General features: G+C 64.1%; 20 protein-coding genes. 15 read left to right on the top strand and 5 right to left on the bottom strand.

Annotated elements, in window-relative coordinates:
- The first annotated feature begins 472 nt into the window (after positions 1-472).
- From N551_RS0120830 to N551_RS0120840, 3 genes are all read left to right on the top strand, one after another.
- Complete coding sequence (locus N551_RS0120830; RefSeq protein ID WP_027568518.1) at positions 473-718, top strand: hypothetical protein; 246 nt, start codon at positions 473-475, stop codon at positions 716-718.
- A 119-nt stretch (positions 719-837) separates the two neighbouring features.
- A complete protein-coding gene (locus N551_RS0120835) occupies positions 838-1,092 on the top strand; it encodes a hypothetical protein (protein ID WP_027568519.1) in 255 nt (84 codons plus the stop codon).
- Positions 1,093-1,207: 115 nt separating this feature from the next.
- A complete protein-coding gene (locus tag N551_RS0120840) occupies positions 1,208-2,371 on the top strand; it encodes a winged helix-turn-helix domain-containing protein (RefSeq protein ID WP_027568520.1) in 1,164 nt (387 codons plus the stop codon).
- Between the two features lie 22 nt (positions 2,372-2,393).
- Here the strand turns inward: N551_RS0120840 and N551_RS0120845 are convergent, their stop codons facing one another.
- The gene (locus N551_RS0120845; protein ID WP_245287831.1) at positions 2,394-2,819 is read right to left on the bottom strand and encodes a DUF2809 domain-containing protein; all 426 of its coding nucleotides are present in this window, start codon (positions 2,817-2,819) and stop codon (positions 2,394-2,396) included.
- Positions 2,820-2,898: 79 nt separating this feature from the next.
- On the opposite strand from N551_RS0120845, the gene N551_RS0120850 reads away from it, so the two are divergent.
- From N551_RS0120850 to N551_RS0120895, 10 genes are all read left to right on the top strand, one after another.
- Positions 2,899-4,230, top strand: a complete 1,332-nt coding sequence (locus N551_RS0120850; RefSeq protein ID WP_027568522.1) for an MFS transporter — start codon at positions 2,899-2,901, stop codon at positions 4,228-4,230.
- 222 nt (positions 4,231-4,452) lie between these two features.
- Positions 4,453-5,559, top strand: a complete 1,107-nt coding sequence (locus N551_RS0120855) for an efflux RND transporter periplasmic adaptor subunit (protein WP_027568523.1) — start codon at positions 4,453-4,455, stop codon at positions 5,557-5,559.
- A 180-nt stretch (positions 5,560-5,739) separates the two neighbouring features.
- The gene (locus N551_RS0120860; RefSeq protein ID WP_027568524.1) at positions 5,740-8,877 is read left to right on the top strand and encodes an efflux RND transporter permease subunit; all 3,138 of its coding nucleotides are present in this window, start codon (positions 5,740-5,742) and stop codon (positions 8,875-8,877) included.
- Between the two features lie 35 nt (positions 8,878-8,912).
- Positions 8,913-9,512, top strand: coding sequence for a TetR/AcrR family transcriptional regulator (locus tag N551_RS0120865; RefSeq protein ID WP_027568525.1), 600 nt, complete (start codon positions 8,913-8,915; stop codon positions 9,510-9,512).
- A 178-nt stretch (positions 9,513-9,690) separates the two neighbouring features.
- Positions 9,691-10,314: a flavin reductase family protein gene (locus N551_RS0120870; protein WP_027516354.1), complete on the top strand. Its 624-nt coding sequence runs from the start codon at positions 9,691-9,693 to the stop codon at positions 10,312-10,314.
- A gap of 218 nt (positions 10,315-10,532) precedes the next feature.
- The gene (locus tag N551_RS0120875) at positions 10,533-12,800 is read left to right on the top strand and encodes an acyl-CoA dehydrogenase (RefSeq protein WP_027568526.1); all 2,268 of its coding nucleotides are present in this window, start codon (positions 10,533-10,535) and stop codon (positions 12,798-12,800) included.
- Positions 12,800-14,083: an acetyl-CoA C-acetyltransferase gene (locus N551_RS0120880; protein WP_027568527.1), complete on the top strand. Its 1,284-nt coding sequence runs from the start codon at positions 12,800-12,802 to the stop codon at positions 14,081-14,083. Before N551_RS0120875 ends, N551_RS0120880 begins: the two co-directional genes overlap by 1 nt.
- A gap of 1 nt (position 14,084) precedes the next feature.
- Positions 14,085-16,181, top strand: coding sequence for a 3-hydroxyacyl-CoA dehydrogenase NAD-binding domain-containing protein (locus tag N551_RS0120885; protein ID WP_027568528.1), 2,097 nt, complete (start codon positions 14,085-14,087; stop codon positions 16,179-16,181).
- Between the two features lie 51 nt (positions 16,182-16,232).
- A complete protein-coding gene (locus tag N551_RS0120890; RefSeq protein WP_027568529.1) occupies positions 16,233-16,643 on the top strand; it encodes an acyl-CoA thioesterase in 411 nt (136 codons plus the stop codon).
- A 222-nt stretch (positions 16,644-16,865) separates the two neighbouring features.
- The gene (locus N551_RS0120895) at positions 16,866-17,057 is read left to right on the top strand and encodes a hypothetical protein (protein WP_007595173.1); all 192 of its coding nucleotides are present in this window, start codon (positions 16,866-16,868) and stop codon (positions 17,055-17,057) included.
- Between the two features lie 225 nt (positions 17,058-17,282).
- Here the strand turns inward: N551_RS0120895 and N551_RS0120900 are convergent, their stop codons facing one another.
- Both N551_RS0120900 and N551_RS0120905 read right to left on the bottom strand, forming a co-directional pair.
- Positions 17,283-17,678, bottom strand: a complete 396-nt coding sequence (locus N551_RS0120900; protein WP_027568530.1) for a nuclear transport factor 2 family protein — start codon at positions 17,676-17,678, stop codon at positions 17,283-17,285.
- 363 nt (positions 17,679-18,041) lie between these two features.
- Positions 18,042-18,518, bottom strand: coding sequence for a nuclear transport factor 2 family protein (locus N551_RS0120905; RefSeq protein ID WP_027568531.1), 477 nt, complete (start codon positions 18,516-18,518; stop codon positions 18,042-18,044).
- A 154-nt stretch (positions 18,519-18,672) separates the two neighbouring features.
- Between N551_RS0120905 and N551_RS0120910 the strand changes: the two genes are divergently transcribed.
- Positions 18,673-19,347: an HAD family phosphatase gene (locus N551_RS0120910; RefSeq protein ID WP_027568532.1), complete on the top strand. Its 675-nt coding sequence runs from the start codon at positions 18,673-18,675 to the stop codon at positions 19,345-19,347.
- Between the two features lie 90 nt (positions 19,348-19,437).
- A complete protein-coding gene (locus N551_RS0120915) occupies positions 19,438-20,280 on the top strand; it encodes a DeoR/GlpR family DNA-binding transcription regulator (protein WP_027568533.1) in 843 nt (280 codons plus the stop codon).
- Between the two features lie 2 nt (positions 20,281-20,282).
- Here the strand turns inward: N551_RS0120915 and N551_RS0120920 are convergent, their stop codons facing one another.
- Entirely contained in the window at positions 20,283-20,708 is a 426-nt protein-coding gene (locus N551_RS0120920) for a type II toxin-antitoxin system VapC family toxin (RefSeq protein ID WP_027568534.1), read from the bottom strand.
- On the bottom strand, positions 20,705-20,986 hold the full coding sequence (locus tag N551_RS0120925; protein ID WP_027568535.1) for a type II toxin-antitoxin system Phd/YefM family antitoxin: 282 nt from the start codon (positions 20,984-20,986) through the stop codon (positions 20,705-20,707). Before N551_RS0120925 ends, N551_RS0120920 begins: the two co-directional genes overlap by 4 nt.
- Between the last annotated feature and the right edge of the window lie 22 nt (positions 20,987-21,008).

Below are 21,008 nucleotides of genomic sequence, written 5' to 3' on the forward strand. Positions count from 1 at the left end.
ATGCTGCAAGCATAGGGCAGGTTCAAAACCCCCGGTGTGATCTTGGTCACTGTGGAAACGGGGCCCTCCGGGGCCATGGTAGCGAATTTCGAGCGGTTTCGGGTTCGTGGAGGGCCGACCCGCGGTCCACTCCGAGGACGGACGCTAACGCGTGAAGAGAGTGGTCGCACGCTGCCCGGCGAGCGTTCGAGCCGTCGCAGTCCTGTCGTGATCCGCATCACTGAGGACGGCCGCGCCCCGGTGCCGCTCGGGGGCCGGGGCCCGGTTCACTCGGGGAAACCCGTGCTGACCGATTGTCGCAAAGCCGTCGCGCGATGGCCTGTCCGCGGACAATTTTTCGGCCAGATGGGCGCCTAGGGTGGAGGCTCCCATAAGCGCAACGAAGGGAGCCGAGTTCCATCCAGTGCCGAGGCCGAGTGATTACCAGTTCTATCGCAGTGGCCCGCCGGATCGGACCGTGTCCCTGAGCTCCATGCCCATCTACGTCGGCGCGGCGATGATCGCGGTGGCGATCCTGCTGTCGACCCTGATCACGGGGCTGACCTCCCGCTATGTCGGGCTTCAAGCGCCGACCGACGAGAACATGTGGCTGCTCGATCGTCTCACCGGCAGTGTCTATCGCTGCCAGGCGGAGGAGCGCGGCAAGGCCTCGTGCGAACCCGATGTCGCAACAGGCAGCGTTGGCGACCGGTCCAAAGCCCCGAAAGCTGGCCGTTGAGCCCTCCGTCTTCGCACCGCAGCAAGAAAATTGTCTTCTCTACGAAACGTCTTCGCCGGAGAATACGTATTGCGAAGGCCGGCATGACGCCGGTTTCGTTTTACGGAGGAGACTTTTCGATGAAGATCTTGCTCACAGCCGCCGCTTTTGTCGCGCTCACCCTTTCCCTTTCGCCGGCATCCGCCGCCATGATGGCGTGCACCGGCGATAACATGATGAAATCGACAGCCATGATGATGGGCACGGCCGATACCCCGGCCAAGGTCGCGGCCAACAAGGAAATGGCTATGGCCAACACCGATATGAGCAATGGCAAGATGAAGGGCGGCTGCATGCATTACATGAAGGCGCAGAAGGCCATGATGATGAAATAGGGCCTCGGCCACGCCAAGCGGCCGCGCTGTCAGCAGATGACAGCGCGGCTTTTCTTTTGCTGCGTCCAGTCCGCTTCTTTCTCCCGGCGCGAATCCCGCTACATTCCCTCCTGCAATGTCCCGCGCGCCCAAACCGATTCCACTCACCACGACACAGGCCCGGCAAATCTGGCTTCATGCCCAGCGGCTGGACGAGCGCGCGCCGTTCGGTGACGGCGCGCAAGCCGTCTCCGACGCGGTCGCCCATCTCGGCTATGTGCAGATCGACACCATCAACGTGATCGAGCGCTGCCATCACCACATCCTGTTTAGCCGGATCCCGTCCTACCGCCGCGCCGACCTGCGCCACGCCCAGAGCGTCGACAAGAGCGTTTTTGAGTATTGGACGCATGCGCTGTCCTACGTGCCGGCCGGCGACTTCCGCTTCTTCCTGCCGGCGATGCGCGAGCACCGCCGCGAGGGGCACAAATGGTTCGCCTCGGTGAAGCCTGCCGACACGCGCAAGGTGATGCGGCTGGTGCGCGCCGGTCCGCTGACGATCCGCGACATCGAGGACGACGTGCTCACCGAGAAGGAGCATCTCTGGCAAAGCCGAAAACCCTCGAAGCGGGCGTTGCAGCTCGCCTTCTATACCGGTGCCGTGACCATCAGCGAGCGCCAGGGCATGCTCAAGACCTATGAGCTGATGACGCGCCATTTCGGCTGGGACAAGCTGCCGAAGCCAGCGTCGGCAAAGGACATCACGGCCTATCTGCTCGATCGCGCGCTGCGATCGCAAGGTGTCGTGAGCCTCGATTCGGCCTGCCACCTCGACGCGCCGCGTAAGCCAGCGGTGGCTGCCCTGATTGCCTCGCGCGTCCGCCGTGGCGAGCTCGTGCCTGTCGCCATCGACGGTTCCGGCAAGCAGGAGCACTGGGCGCTGCCTTCTGCCCTCGAGCCGGGCGAGCGCGCGCCGCCGGATCTCGTCCATATCCTCTCGCCGTTCGATCCGCTGATCATCCAGCGCAAGCGCACCAATCTCATCTTCGGCTACAATCATTTGTTCGAGGCCTATGTGCCGAAGGCCAAACGCAAGCTCGGCTATTTCGCGCTCCCCGTGCTGGTCGGCGACGAGATCGTCGCCGCGCTCGATCTGAAGACCGACCGGCAGGCAAAGAAGCTGCTGATGCAGAAATGGACCTGGGTCGGCGAGGGGAAGAAGACCGCGGGGCGCAAGGAGCTGAAACGGAAGATCGAGGAGGAACTCGATCGTTTTGAGCGGTTTCAACTGGCCGACTGATCGTAGGGTGGATTACGCTTCGCTAATCCACCCTACGCATCCCCGCCAATCGATCGATCCAAACGCCGAACGCAATCCCGATTGCATAAGCTGCCAGATTCCACAGCGAGAAGATGCGCCCGAGCAGCAGCGCCCCGGCCGCGGTCAGCCGGAACGCGTCGAGCCAAGGCATGTGCACCAGTCGGGAGAATTCGACCATGACCGCGATCACCATTGCGATGGCTGCGATCTGTGTCCGTGACAGCCTTGGCAGCAAAACGCCGACCAGCAGAAACACCATCGTTGCCCATAGCAGCGAGCCGCCGTACTTCACCACGAAGGCGGGCAGGCCGAGCGGAAAGCCGTACCAGCGCAGCGAGAGTCCGCAGGCAATAACCGCCAGCGCCAGACCGGCGCGGATCAGCGATGTCCGAAGCGGCGCAATGGGTTTGACCGGTTGCGCCTGCATTGCTTGCTCCATTGACTCTTTTGCGGCGATGCTCAAAACCCCGGATCAGCCCATAAAAGCAACAACCCCGGGGGAAGCCATGAGCCAGACCACGACCTATGCCGGTTCGACCGGCGCAGCCAAGTCGGAAATCGAGACCTCGACGATCCGCGCCATCTCCTGGCGCCTGATCCCGTTCCTGGTGCTGGCCTACTTCTTCTCCTATCTCGACCGCGTCAATCTCGGTTTCGCCGCGCTGACTATGAATGCCGAGCTGAAATTCACGCCGCTGATCTTCTCCTGGGGCGCCGGCATTTTCTTCATCGGCTATTTCATCTTCGAGGTGCCGAGCAATCTGGCGCTGGAGAAGTTCGGCGCCAGCCGCTGGATCGCCCGGATCATGGTGACCTGGGGCATCATCTCGGCGCTGATGGCGCTCACGAGCGGCGTCACGAGTTTCTACGTGCTGCGCTTCCTGCTCGGCGTGGCCGAAGCCGGCTTCTTCCCCGGCATCATCCTCTATCTCACCTATTGGTATCCGGCCGAATATCGCGCCCGCTTCCTCGCGGCCTTCGCCATCGCCGTGCCGGTCTCCACCGTGATCGGCGCCCCGGTCTCCGGCCTGCTGCTCGGGCTCGACGGCGCGATGGGCCTGAAGGGTTGGCAGTGGCTGTTCATCATCGAGGGCATCCCTTCGATGCTGCTCGGCATCGTCACCTGGTTCTATCTCACCGACAGGCCGGAGAAGGCGGATTGGCTCTCGGCCGAGCAGAAGGCCTGGCTCAAGACCAAGCTCGATGCCGAGATCGCGGCCAAGCAGGCGGTGAAGCATTTGTCGCTCGGCGAGGCGCTGACCTCACCGAAGGTGATCATGCTGAGCCTGGTCTATTTCGGCTTCGTCGGCGCGCTGTATGGCATGCAGTTCTGGCTGCCGCAGATCGTCAAGGCGTTCGGCCTCACCAACGCCCAGACCGGCTTCGTCACCGCGATCCCCTATTTGTTCGGCACCATCGCGATGATCCTGTGGGCACGGCATTCCGATGCCACGCGCGAGCGCGTGATGCATGTCGGCGCGCCGTTGCTGCTCACCGCCATCGCGCTCGGCGTCTCCAGCTATCTCACCGACCCCACCCTGACGATAATCGTGCTGACGGTCGCCGCGATCGGCGTGTTCTGCTGCTTCGGCGTGTTCTGGACCCTGCCGACCGCCTGGCTCTCCGGCACGGCGGCGGCCGGCGCCATCGCCCTGATCAACTCGATCGGCAATCTCGCCGGCTTCGGTGGTCCGTATCTGATCGGCTGGGTCAAGGAAGCCACCGGCCAGACCTCGAGCGGGCTGCTCGTGCTCGCGGTGCTGCCGCTGATCGCCGGCATCCTGGTCTTCATCGGCGGCCACGACAGCAAGCACGAGTTCGTCGAACAGGCGCGGTAGCCTCGAAATATCGCCCCGGCGAAAGCCAGGGCCCATTTCCGCGCGGTCCCTCCGGAGGGCCCGCGGCGCGGCGCTTTCTTCTAACAGCCCAGACTTCCGCCAAGGGCAACCGCGGAGGTTACCACCTCTTAACGATCACGCTTTCCTGATAACTGACGAATATTGACTTTCATCAGTGATTAGTCGACATTCCTCTCATTGCAGCCGAGGGAGTGTCCTCCGATGTTCGTCCGATCCGTTTTGTCCAGCTATTCGAGGCTCTTGGCTGGTGTTTCGCTCGCGCTGATGGCTGCCGCCCTCGCTGGGTGCAATGACACCGTCGCTGAAAAGGCAGAACCGCCGCGGCCGGTTCTCGTCGCCACCGCGCACTACGATGCCGAAAAGCCCGAGCGCAGCTTCGTCGGCACGATCAGGCCGCGGATCGAGAGCGATCTGGGCTTTCGTGTCGCCGGCAAGGTCGCCAAACGTCTGGTCGAAGTCGGCCAGACCGTCGAAATCGGCCAGCCGCTTGCGGTCCTCGATGAGGTCGATCTGAAGCTCCAGGCCGAGCAAGCCGTCGCCGAACAGACCGCTGCGACCGGCGTGCTGGCCCAGGCCGCCGCGGCCGAGCAGCGCGCCAAGGATTTGAAGGCCAAGGGCTGGACCACCGACGCACAGCTGGATTCGAGCCGCGCCGCAGCCGACGAGGCCCGCGCCCGCCTGAACCGGGCCGAGCGCTCGGTCGAGCTGACCAACAATTCCCTTTCCTACGCGACGCTCAACGCCGACGCCCGTGGCGTCGTCACCGCAACGCTGATCGAGCCTGGCCAGGTGGTTGCCGCAGGCCAGACCTCGATCCGTGTCGCCCGCTTTGCCGAAAAGGAAGCGGTCGTCGCGATCCCTGAGACGTTGGTCGGACGTGCCAAATCGGGCGCCGCCAGCGTCACTCTTTGGTCGGAGCCGGGCAAGAAATATACGGCCAGGCTGCGCGAGATCGCGCCCACCGCGGATCCTGCGACGCGCACCTATCTCGCCAAGTTCTCGCTGCCCGAGGCCGACGACAAGGTTTCGCTCGGCATGACCGCGACGCTGACGCTGTCGGACGCAGCCACCGAGCGCGTTGCGCGGCTGCCGCTGTCGGCACTGTTCAACGAAGGCGGCAAGCCGTCCTTCTACGTCGTCGACGACAACGGCGGGGTCACGCTGAAGCCGGTGACGGTGAAGTCCTATGAGAGCAACGACGTCGTCATCACCGGCGGTGTCGAAGAGGGCGCCAAGATCGTCGCCCTCGGTGTGCAGAAGCTCGATCCGGGCCAGAGGGTGCGGATCGTGTCGTCACTGTCCTTTTAAGTCTCGTTTACGAGTTACGTCGTGTGAGGTGAGTTTCGGCCCAAGCGCAAATGCTGGGGCTGAAGCGGCGAAGCGATCCAGAACCTGCCCAGCCCCCTGGATTGCTTCGCTGCCTCGCGACGACGCGTTGAACAGAATGGCTGTCGTTTTTTTGCAACCGGATCATCTTTGGAGAGTGCGATGAAGCGCTTCAATCTTTCGGCCTGGGCCGTCAGCCATCCGACGCTGATCCTGTTCCTGATGCTCATTCTCGGCGTCGCCGGGTTCTTCTCCTATCAGAAGCTCGGCCGCGCCGAGGATCCGTTCTTCACGGTGAAGGTGGTCAACGTCTCCGTGCTCTGGCCGGGCGCGACCGCGCAGGAAATGCAGGCCCAGGTCGCCGATCCCATCGAGAAGAAGATCCAGGAGCTGCCTTACTTCGAGAAGGTGCAGACTTATTCCAAGCCCGGCTTCACCGCGCTCCAGGTCACCTTCCGCGATTCCACGCCGCCGAAGGACGTGCCGTATCTCTTCTATCTGCTGCGCAAGAAGCTGGTCGACGTGCAGGGCCAGCTGCCTGCGGGGATTTTGGGACCCGTCGTCAACGACGAGTTCTCCGACGTCGATTCCATCCTTTACATGATGACCGGCGACGGCGCCGACTACGCCCAGCTGAAGAAGGTCTCGGAAGGTTTCCGTCAGCGACTCCTGAAGGTGCCGGGCGTGACCAAGGTCGACGTCTACGGCAACCAGGATGAGCGCATCTTCGTCGAGTTCAGCCATGCCAAGCTCGCCACGCTCGGCATCACGCCGCAGGCGCTGTTCGATTCGCTCGCCAAGCAGAATAACGTGACGCCGGCCGGCACGGTCGAGACCTCGTCGCAGCGCGTGCCGCTGCGCGTCACCGGTGCGCTCGACGGCGCCAAGGCCGTCGCCGAAACTCCGGTCGAGAGCAACGGCCGCGTGTTCCGCCTCGGCGACATCGCCACCGTCACCCATGGTTACGTCGATCCGCCGAGCTTCATTGTGCGCCAGGAAGGCAAGGCCGCGATCGGCATCGGCGTCGTCACCGCCAAGGGCGCCAACATCCTCGATCTCGGCAAGGAAGTCGAGAAGGCGACGGCTGAATTCATGAAGGCGGTGCCGCAGGGCGTCGACATCAAGCTGATCGCCGACCAGCCCAAGGTGGTCGAGCACGCCGTCAGCGAATTCGTGCACTCCTTCATGGAAGCCCTCGTCATCGTGCTGTTCGTGTCGTTCCTGGCGCTCGGCTGGCGCACCGGCATCGTGGTAGCGCTGTCGGTGCCCCTGGTGCTCGGCATCGTCTTCGTCGTCATGAACACGATGTCGCTCGATCTGCACCGCATCACGCTCGGTGCGCTGATCATCGCGCTCGGCCTGCTGGTCGATGACGCCATCATCGCTGTCGAGATGATGGTGGTGAAGATGGAGCAGGGCTGGGACCGCATGCGTGCGGCGTCCTTTGCCTGGGAATCCACTGCGTTTCCGATGCTCACGGGAACGCTGGTCACGGCCGCTGGCTTCCTCCCCATCGGCTTTGCCAATTCCGCGGTCGGCGAATATGCCGGCAGCATCTTCTGGATCGTGGCGATCGCGCTGGTCGCGTCCTGGTTCGTGGCGGTGATCTTCACGCCCTATATCGGCGTCATGCTTCTGCCCAACATCAAGGTGCACCACAATCACGATCCGCACGCGGTCTACGAGACCCGCATGTATCGGGGCCTGCGCGCCATCGTGCAGTGGTGCGTCAATCACCGCATCACCGTGGTGGCCGCGACCGTCGGCGTCTTCATCGCCTCGATCGTCGGATTCGGCCACGTCCAGCAGCAGTTCTTCCCGCTGTCCGAGCGCCCCGAGCTGTTCCTCCAGCTGCGCCTGCCCGAGGGCACCGCCTTCAACGTCACGGAAAAGGCGGTGAAGAAGGCCGAGACCATGCTCAAGGACGACAAGGACATCGAGACCTACACGGCCTATGTCGGGCAGGGCTCGCCGCGCTTCTGGCTCGGCCTCAATCCGCAGCTTCCGAACGAGGCTTTTGCCGAGATCGTCATCGTCGCAAAGGGCGTCGAGGCGCGCGAGCGCATCAAGGCCAAGCTTGAAAACGCCGTTGCCGACGGCGCGCTCAACGAGGCCCGCGTGCGCGTCGACCGTTTCAATTTCGGTCCGCCCGTTGGTTTTCCCGTGCAGTTTCGCGTCATCGGCCCCGACGCCAACAAGGTGCGCGAGATCGCCTACCAGGTCCGCGACGTCATGCGGCAGAACAAGAGCGTCAAGGACGTCCAGCTCGACTGGAACGAGCAGTCGCCTTATCTCAAGCTCGTCGTCGACCAGGATCGCGCCCGCGCCATGGGCCTGACCCCGCAGGACGTGTCGCAGGCGCTGTCGATGCTGATCTCGGGCTCGCAGGTGACCACCGTGCGCGACGGCATCGAGAAGGTCGGCGTGGTCGCGCGCGCCGTCTCGTCCGAACGGCTCGACCTCGGCGCAGTCGGCGATCTCACCATTACCTCGCGCAACGGCGTGGCCGTGCCGCTGCAGCAGATCGCCAAGATCGAGTATGCCCACGAGGAGCCGATCATGTGGCGGCGTAACCGCGACATGGCGATCACCGTGCGCTCCGACGTCGTCGACGGCGTGCAGGCGCCCGACGTCACCGGCCAGATCGCGCCGAAGCTGAAGGCGATCAAGGACAATCTCGAGCCGGCCTACCGCATCGAGGCGGGCGGCGCGTTCGAGGAATCCGCCAAGGGCAACGCCTCGATCTTCATTCTCTTCCCGCTGATGGTCATGGTGATGCTGACGCTGCTGATGTTCCAGCTGCAGAGCTTCTCGCGCCTGATCCTGGTGTTCCTGACCGCGCCGCTCGGCATTGTCGGCGCCTCCTTCGGGCTCAACATCGCCAATGCCCCGTTCGGCTTCGTGGCCCTGCTCGGCCTGATCGCGCTCGCCGGCATGATCATGCGCAACGCGGTCATCCTGGTGGACCAGATCGAGACCGACGTCTCGCACGGCCTGACCCGCCGCGAGGCGATCGTGGAGGCCACCGTCCGGCGCGCCCGTCCGGTGGTGCTGACGGCGCTCGCCGCCATCCTCGCCATGATCCCGCTGTCGCGCTCGGCGTTCTGGGGGCCGATGGCGATCACCATCATGGGCGGATTGTTCGTCGCGACCTTCCTGACGCTGCTGTACCTGCCGGGCCTCTACGCCCTCTGGTTCCGCAAGAGCCTAGATGAGGCGGGTACGCCCGAGCAGCCTGCCGCGCCGCAGCATGGGAGCGATGACCAGAACGCAATTCCGCTTGCTGAGGCGGCTGAATAAGTGAAGATGAACTGCTGATTGACGAGTCCTGACAGATGACACTGGTTTCGGAACATATCGAAGGGGACACCCGGGATCGTATTCTTGAGGTGGCCGAGCGGCTGTTCCGCCAGATCGGTTATCTCAAGACCACGGTCGGGGACATCGCCAAGGAGCTCAAGATGAGCCCCGCCAACGTCTATCGCTTCTTCGAATCGAAGAAGGCGATTCATCAGGCGGTGGCCCGCTCGCTGATGGGCGAGGTCGAGCTGGAAGCGCAGCGGATCGTGGCCAGGTCCGGTCCGGTACTGCCGCGCTTCCGCGAACTGCTCACCACCATCAATCGCATGAACACCGAGCGCTATGTCGGCGACAATAAGCTGCACGAGATGGTCGAGATCGCGATGCAGGAGGACTGGGACGTCTGCGTCAACCACATGGAGTGCATTGCCGGGGTCATCGGCCAGATGATCGCGCAAGGCGTGGCCTCCGGCGAGTTCGAGGCGCCGGACCTGCAACTGGCCGCGCTCTGCGCCTGCACCGCGATGATGCGCTTTTTCCACCCCCAGATGATCGCCCAGTGTGCCACCAAGCCGGGCCCAACCATCGACCAGATGATCGATTTCGTCATCGCGGGATTGTCCCCGCGGCACTGACAGGGCGGCGAATTTCCTCCTATAAGCAGGCCGACTGCGCCGGAATGACGGCTGGTGGCTGGCAAGGACGGATCAACAAACTCCGTCATTGCGAGCGTAGCGAAGCAATCCAGACTGTCTCTGCGGAGGGATTCTGGATTGCTTCGCTGCGCTCGCAATGACGAGAAGGAAAAAGCGCGTGACCGACAAAGACCTGCACTTCTACGAGCCCGCCAAGGGCCACGGCCTCAAGCACGATCCCTTCAACGCCATCGTCGCGCCGCGGCCGATCGGCTGGATCTCGTCGCGCGACACCAAAGGCCATGTCAACCTCGCGCCCTACAGCTTCTTCAATGCGTTCTGCTATGTCCCCCCGATCATCGGTTTCTCCTCCACCAATTGGAAGGACACGGTGGAGAACATCCAGCAGACCGGCGAGTTTGTCTGGAATCTCGCCACCATGGACCTGGCCAGGCACATGAACGCGACCGCGGCCCACGTCGGCCCTGAGGTCGACGAGTTCGAGGTCGCCGGCCTCACCGCCGTGCCCGGCAGGCTCGTCAACGTGCCGCGCGTCGGCGAAAGTCCGGTCGCCTTCGAATGCAAGGTGTCCGACATCGTCCGGCTCAAGGGCGCCGACGGCAAGGAAGCCAATGCCTGGCTGACGCTCGGCGAGGTCGTCGCTGTCCACATCGACAAGGCCATGATCAAGGATGGCGTCTACCAGACCGCCGCCGCCCGCCCGATCGTCCGGGCCGGCCGCAGCGGGGATTATTTCGAGATCAAGCCGGAAAACATGTTCGAGATGGTCCGGCCGGACTGATCTGGTCGCTCTCATAGCCCGGATTGCGCTTCGCTCCATCCGGGTGACCGCTTTTCACAGCGCTCGCCTCCCGGAACTGCCACCACGCCTCGGCCGTTATGGCTCTGGGCGGCTGCCCGGCCGCGTCAATTCGCGTCTTTTCGCAGGCGAAGTGTTCACCGCCGCCGGCCACTTTCCGCTAAAATGCCCGATCACCGCGCCGATGCATGAGGTCCGCCATGAGCTTCCGCCGCGACACTTTGACAAAGCCGATTTTCTCCTGGGCGCGTGGCGTGCTGCCGGCGATGTCGGACACCGAGCGCGAGGCGCTGGAGGCCGGCGACGTCTGGTGGGACGCCGATCTCTTCACCGGCAACCCTGATTGGTCGAAGCTGCTCAAGGTCCCGCAGGCAACGCTGACCGACGAGGAGCGGGCCTTCCTCAACGGCCCCGTCGACGAGCTCTGCGCCATGCTCGACGAGTGGAAGATCTTTTGGGAATGGCGCGACCTGCCGCCCGAGGTCTGGCACTTCATCAAGCGCGAAAAATTCTTCGGCATGATCATTCCGAAGGAGTTCGGCGGCCTCGGCTTCTCGCCCTATGCGCATTCGGAAGTGGTGCGCAAGATCTCGACCCGCTCGATCGCCGCCGCGGTGACGGTGATGGTGCCGAACTCGTTGGGCCCCGGCGAGCTCCTGATGCACTTCGGCACCAAGGAGCAGCAGCAGCGCTGGCTGCCGCGTCTTGCCGACGGCCGCGACATTCCCTGCTTCGGCCTCACCAGCCCTGAGGCCGGCTCCGACGCCGCCTCGATGGTCGACACCGGCGTCATCTGCAAAGGCGGCTTCGAGGGTCAGGAGGTGCTGGGTCTGAAGCTCAACTGGCACAAGCGTTACATCACGCTCGGTCCCGTCGCCACGCTGCTTGGCCTCGCCTTCAAGGCCTATGACCCGGATCATCTCGTGGGGAGCCAGGAGGAGCTCGGCATCAGCGTGGCGCTGATCCCGACCAACCTTCCCGGCGTCGAAATCGGCAAACGCCATTTGCCGTCGATGCAGGTGTTCCAGAACGGCCCGAATTGGGGCCGCGACGTTTTCATTCCGCTCGACTACGTCATCGGCGGCCAGGCGCGGCTGGGGCAGGGCTGGAAGATGCTGATGACGGCGCTCGCCGCCGGCCGCGGAATCTCGTTGCCGTCGCTCTCCGCCGCCGGCGCCGCCTATGCCGCCCGCACCACCGGCGCCTATGCCCGCATCCGCGAGCAGTTCGGTATCTCCATCTCCAAATTCGAGGGTGTCGAGGAGCCGCTCGCGCGCATCGTCGCGACCGCTTATCAGCTCGATGCGGCGCGACGGCTGACCTGCGCGGCACTGAATGCCGGGATCCATCCCGCCGTCATCTCGGGCATCATGAAGCTGCACGCGACCGAGCGGATGCGCACCGCGGTCGACGACGCCATGGACATCCATGGCGGCAAGGCCGTGATCGACGGCCCGCAAAACTATCTCGGCAATCTCCACCGCGCCGTCCCTGTCGGCATCACCGTCGAGGGCGCCAATATCCTCACCCGCAATCTCATCGTGTTCGGACAGGGCGCCATCCGCGCCCATCCTTATCTGCTCGACGAGATGAATGCGCTCGCGGATACCGATCGCGAGCGTGGGCTCGCCGCCTTCGACAAGGCGTTCTGGAAGCATGTCGGCCACAGCTTCGAGACACTGTTGCGCGCGTTCGGCCGGAGCTGGAGCTTTGGCGTCTTCGCGCTTGCACCCGACGCGGGTGACGCCAGGCCATTCTATCGTCAGCTCTCGCGCTACTCCGCGGCGTTCGCCCTCTGCGCCGATATGGCGCTGCTGACGCTCGGCGGCGCGCTCAAGCGCAAGGAGATGCTGTCGGCGCGTTTCGGCGACATCCTGTCCGAGCTGTATCTGCTGTCTGCCGCGCTGAAACGCTGGCAGGACGAGGGGCGGCAGAAGGATGATTTTGCAGCGCTCGAATGGTGCATGGCGACGGGCTTTCGGACCATCGAGAACCGGCTTGCCGAGATTCTCGCCAATCTGCCGAACCGTTTCGTCGCAAGCATTCTCAAATTCGTGGTCCAGCCGTTCGGCGCCCGCGTGCTGGGTCCCTCTGACCGAGTGGTGCATCAATGCGCAAGCCTCGTGCTGGAGCCGTCGGCCGCGCGCGACCGCCTCACGCCCGACCTCGCTTATGTCGATGACGATGGCGGCTTCGCCCGGCTGGAGCGCGCTTTCAACCTGGTCGCAGGCACGGACGCCATCGCCAGGCGCATGCGCGCGGCTCATATGAGCGACTGGAAGGATGCGGTGGCCAAGGGCGTGATCACGCAAGCCGAGGGCGAGCAGCTGGCTGCGGCCCGCGAAGCGGTCGCAAAGGTGATAGAGGTCGACGATTTTGCGCCGGAGGCGCTGTCGCCGATTTACAAGAAAACCGGCGACGTGCATCAGTTCTTCCAGGAACTCGGTGAACAGAGGGCGGCGAGCTGATGGCACGACCGGTTTTCATCGTCGACGGCAGCCGGACGCCGTTTCTCAAAGCGCGTTCGGGGCCCGGTCCGTTCACGCCGGTCGATCTCGCCGTGCAATGCGGCCGGCCGCTGCTGGCGCGCCAGCCGTTTTCGCCCGATACATTCGACCAGGTCATCCTCGGCTGCGTCAACGTGATCGCGGACGAAATGAACCCGGCGCGCGTCGCCGCGCTCCGGCTCGGCATGGGCGAGGACATGGTCGCCTTCACCGTGCAGATCAATTGCGGATCCGGCATGCAGTCGATCGACACCGCTTACCGCTACATCCGCGAGGGCCATGCCGACATGATCCTCGCCGGCGGCACCGAGGCTTTGAGCCACGCGCCGCTGGTCTGGCCCAATTCCGGCGTGCGCTGGTTCGCCGGCCTCGCCACCGCCAAGGGCGTTGCCGCGAAGCTTGCCGCAGCCTTCAAGCTGCGGCCGCGCTATCTCAAGCCGATCATCGGCCTGGAACGCGGGCTGACCGATCCCATTACCGATTTGAACATGGGCCAGACGGCCGAAGTCGTCGGCCATCTCTTCGGCATCACCCGCGCGCAGTCCGATGCCTATGCCGCCGAGAGCCATCGCCGGCTCGCGCATGCGCAGGCGGAAGGTTTTCTCAAGGGCGAAGTCGAAACCGCGTTCTCCCGCGACGGAAAATTCTTCGACCATGATGATGGCGTGCGTCCGGACTCGACGGCCGAGAAGCTCGCCAAGCTGAGGCCGGTGTTCGAGCGTCCCTGGGGCCAGGTCACTGCCGGCAATTCCTCGCAGATCACCGACGGCGCGTCCTGGGTGATCCTGGCGTCCGACGAAGCAGTCGCCAAGCACAGGCTGACGCCGAAGGCGGTCATCGTCGACAGCAACTGGGCCGCACTTGATCCAAGCATCATGGGTCTCGGTCCCGTGATGTCGGCGACGCCGCTGCTCAAGCGCAACGATCTCACCATTCAGGACGTCCAGACCTGGGAGCTCAACGAGGCGTTTGCCACCCAAGTGCTCGGCTGCCTCGCCGCCTGGAATGACGACAAGTTCTGCCGCGAGATTTTGGGACTCGATGGCGCTGCCGGCGAGATCGACCGCGAAAAACTCAATGTCGATGGCGGCGCTATCTCGCTCGGGCATCCCGTCGGCACCTCCGGAAACCGCATCGTGCTGCATCTCGTCAACACCATGAAGCGGCTCGGCACGCGGCGCGGCGTTGCCACCGAATGCATCGGCGGCGGGCTCGGCGGCGCCATGCTGATCGAGGCGGTGTGACATGGATTCCAAGATCATGACCGCGCTCGGCGACCGCGTGATGGAGCTCGGGCCCAAGCCCGCTGCCGATAGTCCCTACAAGCAGTTCAAGCTGACGCGCGACGCCGACGGCGTCGCCTGGCTGCTGTTCGATCGCACTGACTCCAGCGCCAATACGCTGTCCCCGGACGTGATGGAGGAGTTCGACGCCGTGTTGGCGGCGATTGAGACCGAGCGTCCGGCCGGCCTCGTGATCCGCTCCGCAAAACCGTCCGGCTTCATCGCGGGCGCCGACGTCAACGAATTTCGCGGTGCCGATGATGCCGGGATGGTGGAGACGCGGATCCGCGCCGCCCACGCGGTGGTCGACCATCTGGAAGCGCTGAAGCTGCCGACAGTCGCGGTGATCCACGGCTTCTGCCTCGGCGGCGGGCTCGAAGTTGCGCTCGCCTGCCAATCGCGCATCGCCATCGACGGCGCGCGCTTCGGCTTCCCGGAGGTGATGCTGGGCCTGCATCCCGGGCTCGGCGGCACCGCGCGTTTCACCGCGCTGGTCAATCCGACCCAGTCGATGGCCCTGATGCTGACCGGCCGCACCATCGATGCCCGCCGCGCCAAATCGCTCGGCCTCGTCGACACCGTGACGCAGGAGCGCCACGTTCGCAATGCGGTGAAGGACGCACTGTTCGGCCGGCTCAAGCGGGCACGGCCGGGCTTTCTGACGCGTGCGGCGAATTTCGGCCCGGTGCGCGGGCTGTTGGCCAGGCGGATGCGATCGGAGGCGGCGAAGGCCGCGTCCCGCGAGCATTATCCAGCACCCTATGCCTTGATCGATCTCTGGGAGACCCATGGCGGCAGCAAGGCCGCGATGCTCAGGGCAGAGCAGGCCTCGTTCGCCAAGTTGATGGTGACGCCGACCGCGCAGAATTTGATCCGCGTGTTCTTCCTGCGCGAGCAGATGAAGAAGGCGGCAGGCTCCGGCAACACGATCAAGCATGTCCACGTCATCGGCGCTGGCGCCATGGGTGGCGACATCGCTGCCTGGTGCGCGGGGCAGGGGCTGCGCGTCTCGCTCGCCGATATGAAGGCGGAGCCGATCGCGGGCGCGGTCAAGCGCGCCGCCGAGCTCTACGGCAAGATCATTCGCAAGCCGACCCAGGTGCGCGACGCGCTCGATCGCCTGATCCCCGACATGGATGGGGAGAGCGTCCGCAACGCGGATCTTATCATCGAGGCGGTCCCGGAGAAGCTCGAGCTGAAGCAGAAGGTCTATGCCGGGCTCGAGCCGCGGATGAAGCCGGGCGCGATTCTCGCGACCAACACGTCGAGCATTCCGCTCCAGGATTTGCGCACCACGCTGGCGCGGCCGGAGCGGCTGGTCGGCCTCCACTTCTTCAATCCGGTGTCGCGGTTGCAGCTGGTGGAATTCGTCAGCCATGACGGTAACGATACGCAGGTGCTGAAGGAGGCACTTGCTTTCGTCGGCGTGATCGATCGGCTGCCGTTGTCGGTGAAGAGCTCGCCGGGCTTCCTCGTCAACCGCGCGCTGACGCCCTACATGCTGGAAGCGATGGTGATGCTGGACGAGAAGATCGACCAGCGCCTGATCGACGCCGCCGCGGAGCAGTTCGGCATGCCGATGGGGCCGATCGAACTGGCCGACCAGGTCGGGCTCGACATTTGTCTCGACGTCGGCGACATGCTGCGCAGCAAGTTCGGCGATCTGCTGCCGCCGACGCCGGCGTGGCTGCGCGAGAAGGTCGCCAAGGGCGAGCTCGGCCGCAAGACCGGCAAGGGCTTTTACGTCTGGCGCGACGGCAAGGCCGAGAAGGCGCCATTGCCCGAGACTGGTCCGCGCGTCACCGACCAGATGATCGACCGCCTGGTGCTGCCGATGTCCAATGTCTGCGTCGCCGCGCTTCGCGAAGGTATCGTCGATGATGTCGACATGGTCGACGGCGCCATGATCTTCGGCACCGGTTATGCACCGTTCCGTGGCGGTCCATTGCACTATGCGCGCACGCGTGGCGTGGATCATGTCGTATCCACCTTGCGCGCGCTGGCCGGGAGATTCGGCGAGCGCTTTGCGCCGGATCCGGGCTGGGATAATTTCAAGTGAGCAGTTTCAAGTGAGCAATCTTCAAGTGAGCGATCTTCAAGCGAGAGCGGCATGAACGAGCAAGCCAATGCCGGGCCGGGCGGCGATCTCTGCATCCGCACGCTGGCAATGCCTGCCGACACCAACGCAAACGGCGACATCTTCGGCGGCTGGCTGCTCAGCCAGATGGACGTCGGCGGCGGCGTGTTTGCGTCAAAGGTCGCAAAGTCGCGCACGGTGACCGTCGCCATCGAGGCGATGAATTTTCGCAAGGCCGTCTATGTCGGCGACCTCGTTTCGGTCCACGCCCACCTCGTTCGCGTCGGGCGCACCTCCATCACCGTGCATCTGGAAGCGTGGGCGCTACGCCGCGGCGAGCAGCAACCGTTCCTCGTCACCGACGGCAACTTCACCTACGTGTCGATCGACGAGCACGGCCGCCCGCAGCCGGTTCGCCCGGCCGACACCACCATCGCGACGTAATCGCACGCGGCGTTGCGCCTCATCTGACTGATGCGTGCGGCAACGCCAAACGCGGCGCGACTGAGTCACGGCGCCGCGGCTTTGCCAAGAACCAGTCATAAAACGGATGAGGTCCCGGCTTACTCAATCGCGTGTCGATCCGGGGTGGAAACGGCGTCAAAATGCCCAGGAACCTTTGGGCGGAACTGCCGTTATTTGCCCGCACTGAGGAATCCACGGACCATGCCGGACAGCTACATCATCGAAGTCGATTCGCAGACCGCAGGTATCGTCGTTCGTTCCCAGGGAGGCTACTGCTTTTTCGCCTCATCCAACCGCTTCAATCGTCTCGAAGGCCAGCTCTTCCGCAACGCCCGCGAAGCCGAGCGCGCCGCGCGCAAGCTGGTTAACGGTGATGTGAAGGAAGCGGCATAATTTTCCGCCTGTCATTTCGGGGCGCGCTAAGCGTGGTCGGAATCTTTTGCCGACAACTGTCCTTCCTTCTCCCCTTGTGGGAGGAGGTGGCGCGAAGCGCCGGATGAGGGGTTGTTTCGCCGAATTCAATTGTGAGAGGTGCGCTCGCGGAAGCATACCCCTCACCCGTCTCGCCGCTCTGCGGCGAGCCACCCTCTCCTACAAGGGGAGAGGGATAAGCCGCAATCACAACTTGGTTGCTGCCCGCGACAACAGCTTCCAGTCGTCGCCCTGCTTCTGCCAGTTCATCAGGATGTAAAGGCTGTTTGTTACTTTCTGTCCGCCGGTCATCATCTCGGCCAGCCAGTGGAAGCGAACGATCGCGGCGGGGCCGACGATCTTGATGGTCGGATCCTTGTAGGTAATCGACAGGAATTCCGTTTTGCCGTCGGTGGCGTTGGCGACGAAGGCCGCCTTGTCCTCAAGGAAGCCGCTGGAATGGCTGTAGCTCAGATCGTCCGAGCACAGCGCGCTGAGCGCCTTCGGATCGGCCGCGATCTGGGCGAGGCGAAATGCCTCGACGTTCTTTGCCACCGCCTCGTGGTCTGTCGTGGCAGCATGATCGCGATTCAATGTCGTCATATCCTTCGTCCTTGATCTTGCGTCCACTGTTGCAGCCGCACTTGATTTTGTCGAGCATCAGGTCGCAATACGCTGCATTGCGCCAGGCGGAGCGATTTCTGACGCGCAAAGCGTGGTCGGAATTTTTTGCAGTCCCTGGTGCTCCTGCACGTTCCTTCCCTTGTTGGAGAAGGTGGCGTAGGCCGCCTCCAGCGGTCGTTCTTAAGAAGACGCCGAAGCGAGGCTTCGGCTCTGGCGCCGGATGAGGGGTTGTTTCGCCGAATTCAATTGTGAGAGATGCGCTCGCGGAAGCATACCCCTCACCCGTCTCGCCGCTCTGCGGCGAGCCACCCTCTCCCACAAGGGGAGAGGGATAAGCCGCAATCACAACTTCGTCGCCGCCCGCGAGAGCAGCTTCCAGTCGTCGCCCTGCTTCTGCCAGTTCATCAGGATGTGAAGGTTGGTCGGCACTTTTTTCCCATCGGCCGCCATCTCCTGTTCCGCCATCCAGTGGAAACGCACGATCGCAGCGGGGCCGACGACCTTGATGGTCGGGTCCTTGTATTCGATCGACAGGAATTTGGATTTGCCGTCGGTGGCGTTGGCGACGAAGGTCGCCTTGTCCTCGACCTTGCCGCTGGAATGGCTGTAGCTCACCTCGTCGGCGCAGAGTGCGCCGAGCGCCTTGGGATCGGCCGCGATCTGGGCGAGACGGAACGCCTCGACCTTCTTCGCTACGGCTTCCTCGTCCGCCGAGGCCGCCAGCACCGGTGTCGTGAGCGCTGAAACTGCAAGCGTGGAGACGGCAAGAGCTGGGACGGCAAGAGTCGAGAGAGCCAGATCGCGTCGGTTGATCGTCATTGTTTCCTCCTTTTTGATCTTGCACGGAGTGTTGCAGCCGCGCGCGACTTTGTCGAGTGTCGCGTAGTGGTCATGCACGTGCGTCATTGCGCGATTGGCGCTGTATTGATACGGCTTTCGTATTGATGCGTCATCTATTCGGGAAAGTACGGACATGATCGAGGCTATCGGCAGGGCGTTGCTGTTCGACATCGACGGTACGCTCGCCAACACCGATCCGCTGCACCTGAAGGCCTTCAACCAGGTGCTCGGCCCTCGCGGCCATGTCTTCGATCACGCGCGCTTCTCCAGGGAGCTGCAAGGCTTCGCGAATATAGCGATCGGCGAGCGCTTTCTGCCCGACGAGGCGCCGGAACGGCGTGCCTTGATCCTCGATGAGAAGGAGGAAGTCTTCCGCGAACTCGTCGCCGGGCAGATCGAGCCGCTGCCGGGCCTGATGGCGCTGCTCGACAGGGCGGATGCGGCCGGTATTCCCATGGTTGCGGTAACCAACGCCCCGCGGCTGAATGCGGAGCTGCTGCTGTCCGGCCTCGGCATCACGGACCGCTTCAAGGCGCTCGTGATCGGCGCCGAGCTGTTGCACGGCAAGCCGCATCCGCTGCCTTATCAGGAAGGGTTGCGCTTTGCCGGCGCCAGCGCGATGGCCTCGATCGCGTTCGAGGACTCCCGCACCGGCGTGCAGTCGGCTGCGGCGGCCGGCATTCCGACCATCGGCATCCGGACCAGCCTCAGCCATGCTGATCTCGTCGCCGCCGGGGCTATCGCCTCCGCCAGCGCCTTCGACGATCCGGACCTGCTGACGCGTCTCGCCGCTGCGATGGCGTGGTGAAGACCTCGTCCGTTAACCGTGATCGGCGCGCGCATTGACCGAACGCGCGAACCGCCGCACCATGCAGCTTCCTGACTTGAGGCCATCGCCGTGACCGGACTGACCCATCGCCAAGCCGAAATCCTCAACATCGCGCGGGCCTCGGGCCGCGTCATGGTCGATGAGCTGGCGCGCCGGTTCGAGGTTTCGGCGCAGACCATCCGCAAGGATCTCAACGATCTGTGCGAGCGCCGCTCACTGACCCGTATCCATGGCGGCGCCATCATCGCCTCCGGCGTCGAAAACCTCGCCTATGAGGCGCGGCGCTTCGTCGCCGCGGACGAGAAGAAGGCGATCGGAGCTGCGGCCGCCTCCCTGATCCCGAACGGCTGCTCGCTCTTCATCAACATCGGCACCACGACCGAGGAGGTCGCGAGCGCGCTGACCTCGCACGAGGACCTCCTCGTCATCACCAACAATCTGAACGTCGCCATGCTGCTCTACCGCCATCCCCGCATCGAGGTGGTGGTCGCCGGCGGCGCGGTACGACGCGCCGACGGTGCGGTGGTCGGCTCGACCGCAACGCAGCTGATCGGCCAGTTCAAGGTCGACTACGCCATCATCGGGGCGTCCGCGATCGACGAGGAGGGCGCGCTGCTCGACTTCGACTATCGCGAGGTGCAGGTTGCGCAGGCCATCATCGCCAACGCCCGCAGCGTCATGCTGGTCGCGGACTCGACCAAGCTCCGCCGCAGCGCGCCGGTGCGCATCGCACATATCAGCCAGATCCAGACCTTCGTCACCGACCAGGAATTGCCCGAGCGCCTCGCCACCATCTGCCACGGCAAGGGCATCGAGGTGATGGCGGCGATGCCGAAGGGGGCCGATGTCGATGAGGCCCAAGGCGAGATACAAGAAGCGCCCGAGGCCGCGCCGGTGGTGCGGCTGAGGTAGGACTATGGGTCGTCCCACGGGTTCAGCAGCGGCACGCCGAACACCGCGAAATCCTTCACATTGTGCGTGACGAGCATGAGGTTGTTCGCGAGAGCGGTCGCGGCAAAGAAGCCGTCCATGACAGACAATGCGACGCCGCTTCTGCGGCTCTGAGCCATCAGGTCGCCCCAGCGTTCCGCCACCGCGTGGTCGATCGGCAGGGTGCGCCCGGCAAAACGCTCCGGCATATCGTGGGCAAGCCAGGCGGCCAGTGCTGCGCGCCGACGGCCGTCCTCCAGCAATGCGATGCCGCGGCGAAGCTCGGCGATCGATGCCACGCTGATGAACGCACGATCCTCGTCGATCGTATCAAGCCATGACAGGACTTTCGGCGAAGGGGCCGGCCTCTGGACCTCCGACAACACGTTGGTGTCGAGCAGCAGATTCACGGCGTCTCGTCGTGCGGCGCGTCGTGCACGCGTTCAAGCTCGAGATCGGCGCTGCGCAGCGGCGAAGCCAGCAGGAATTCGGCTAGGGTACCCTTGCGCGCCGTCTTGCGCGCCCATTCCTCGGCGGAAACGATCACCGCATTGGGCTTGCCGTGTCGGGTGATGATTTGCGGGCCGGCTTGAGCACGGTCGATCACCTCGGAGAGCCGAGCCTTGGCGTTGGCAAGCGTCCACGAGTCAGTCGCTGGTGAGTCTGGTGCAGTGCTGTGGCCTGTCATGCAGATAATGACCAATATGACT

Source organism: Bradyrhizobium sp. URHA0013, from assembly GCF_000518345.1.
Taxonomy (GTDB): domain Bacteria; phylum Pseudomonadota; class Alphaproteobacteria; order Rhizobiales; family Xanthobacteraceae; genus Bradyrhizobium.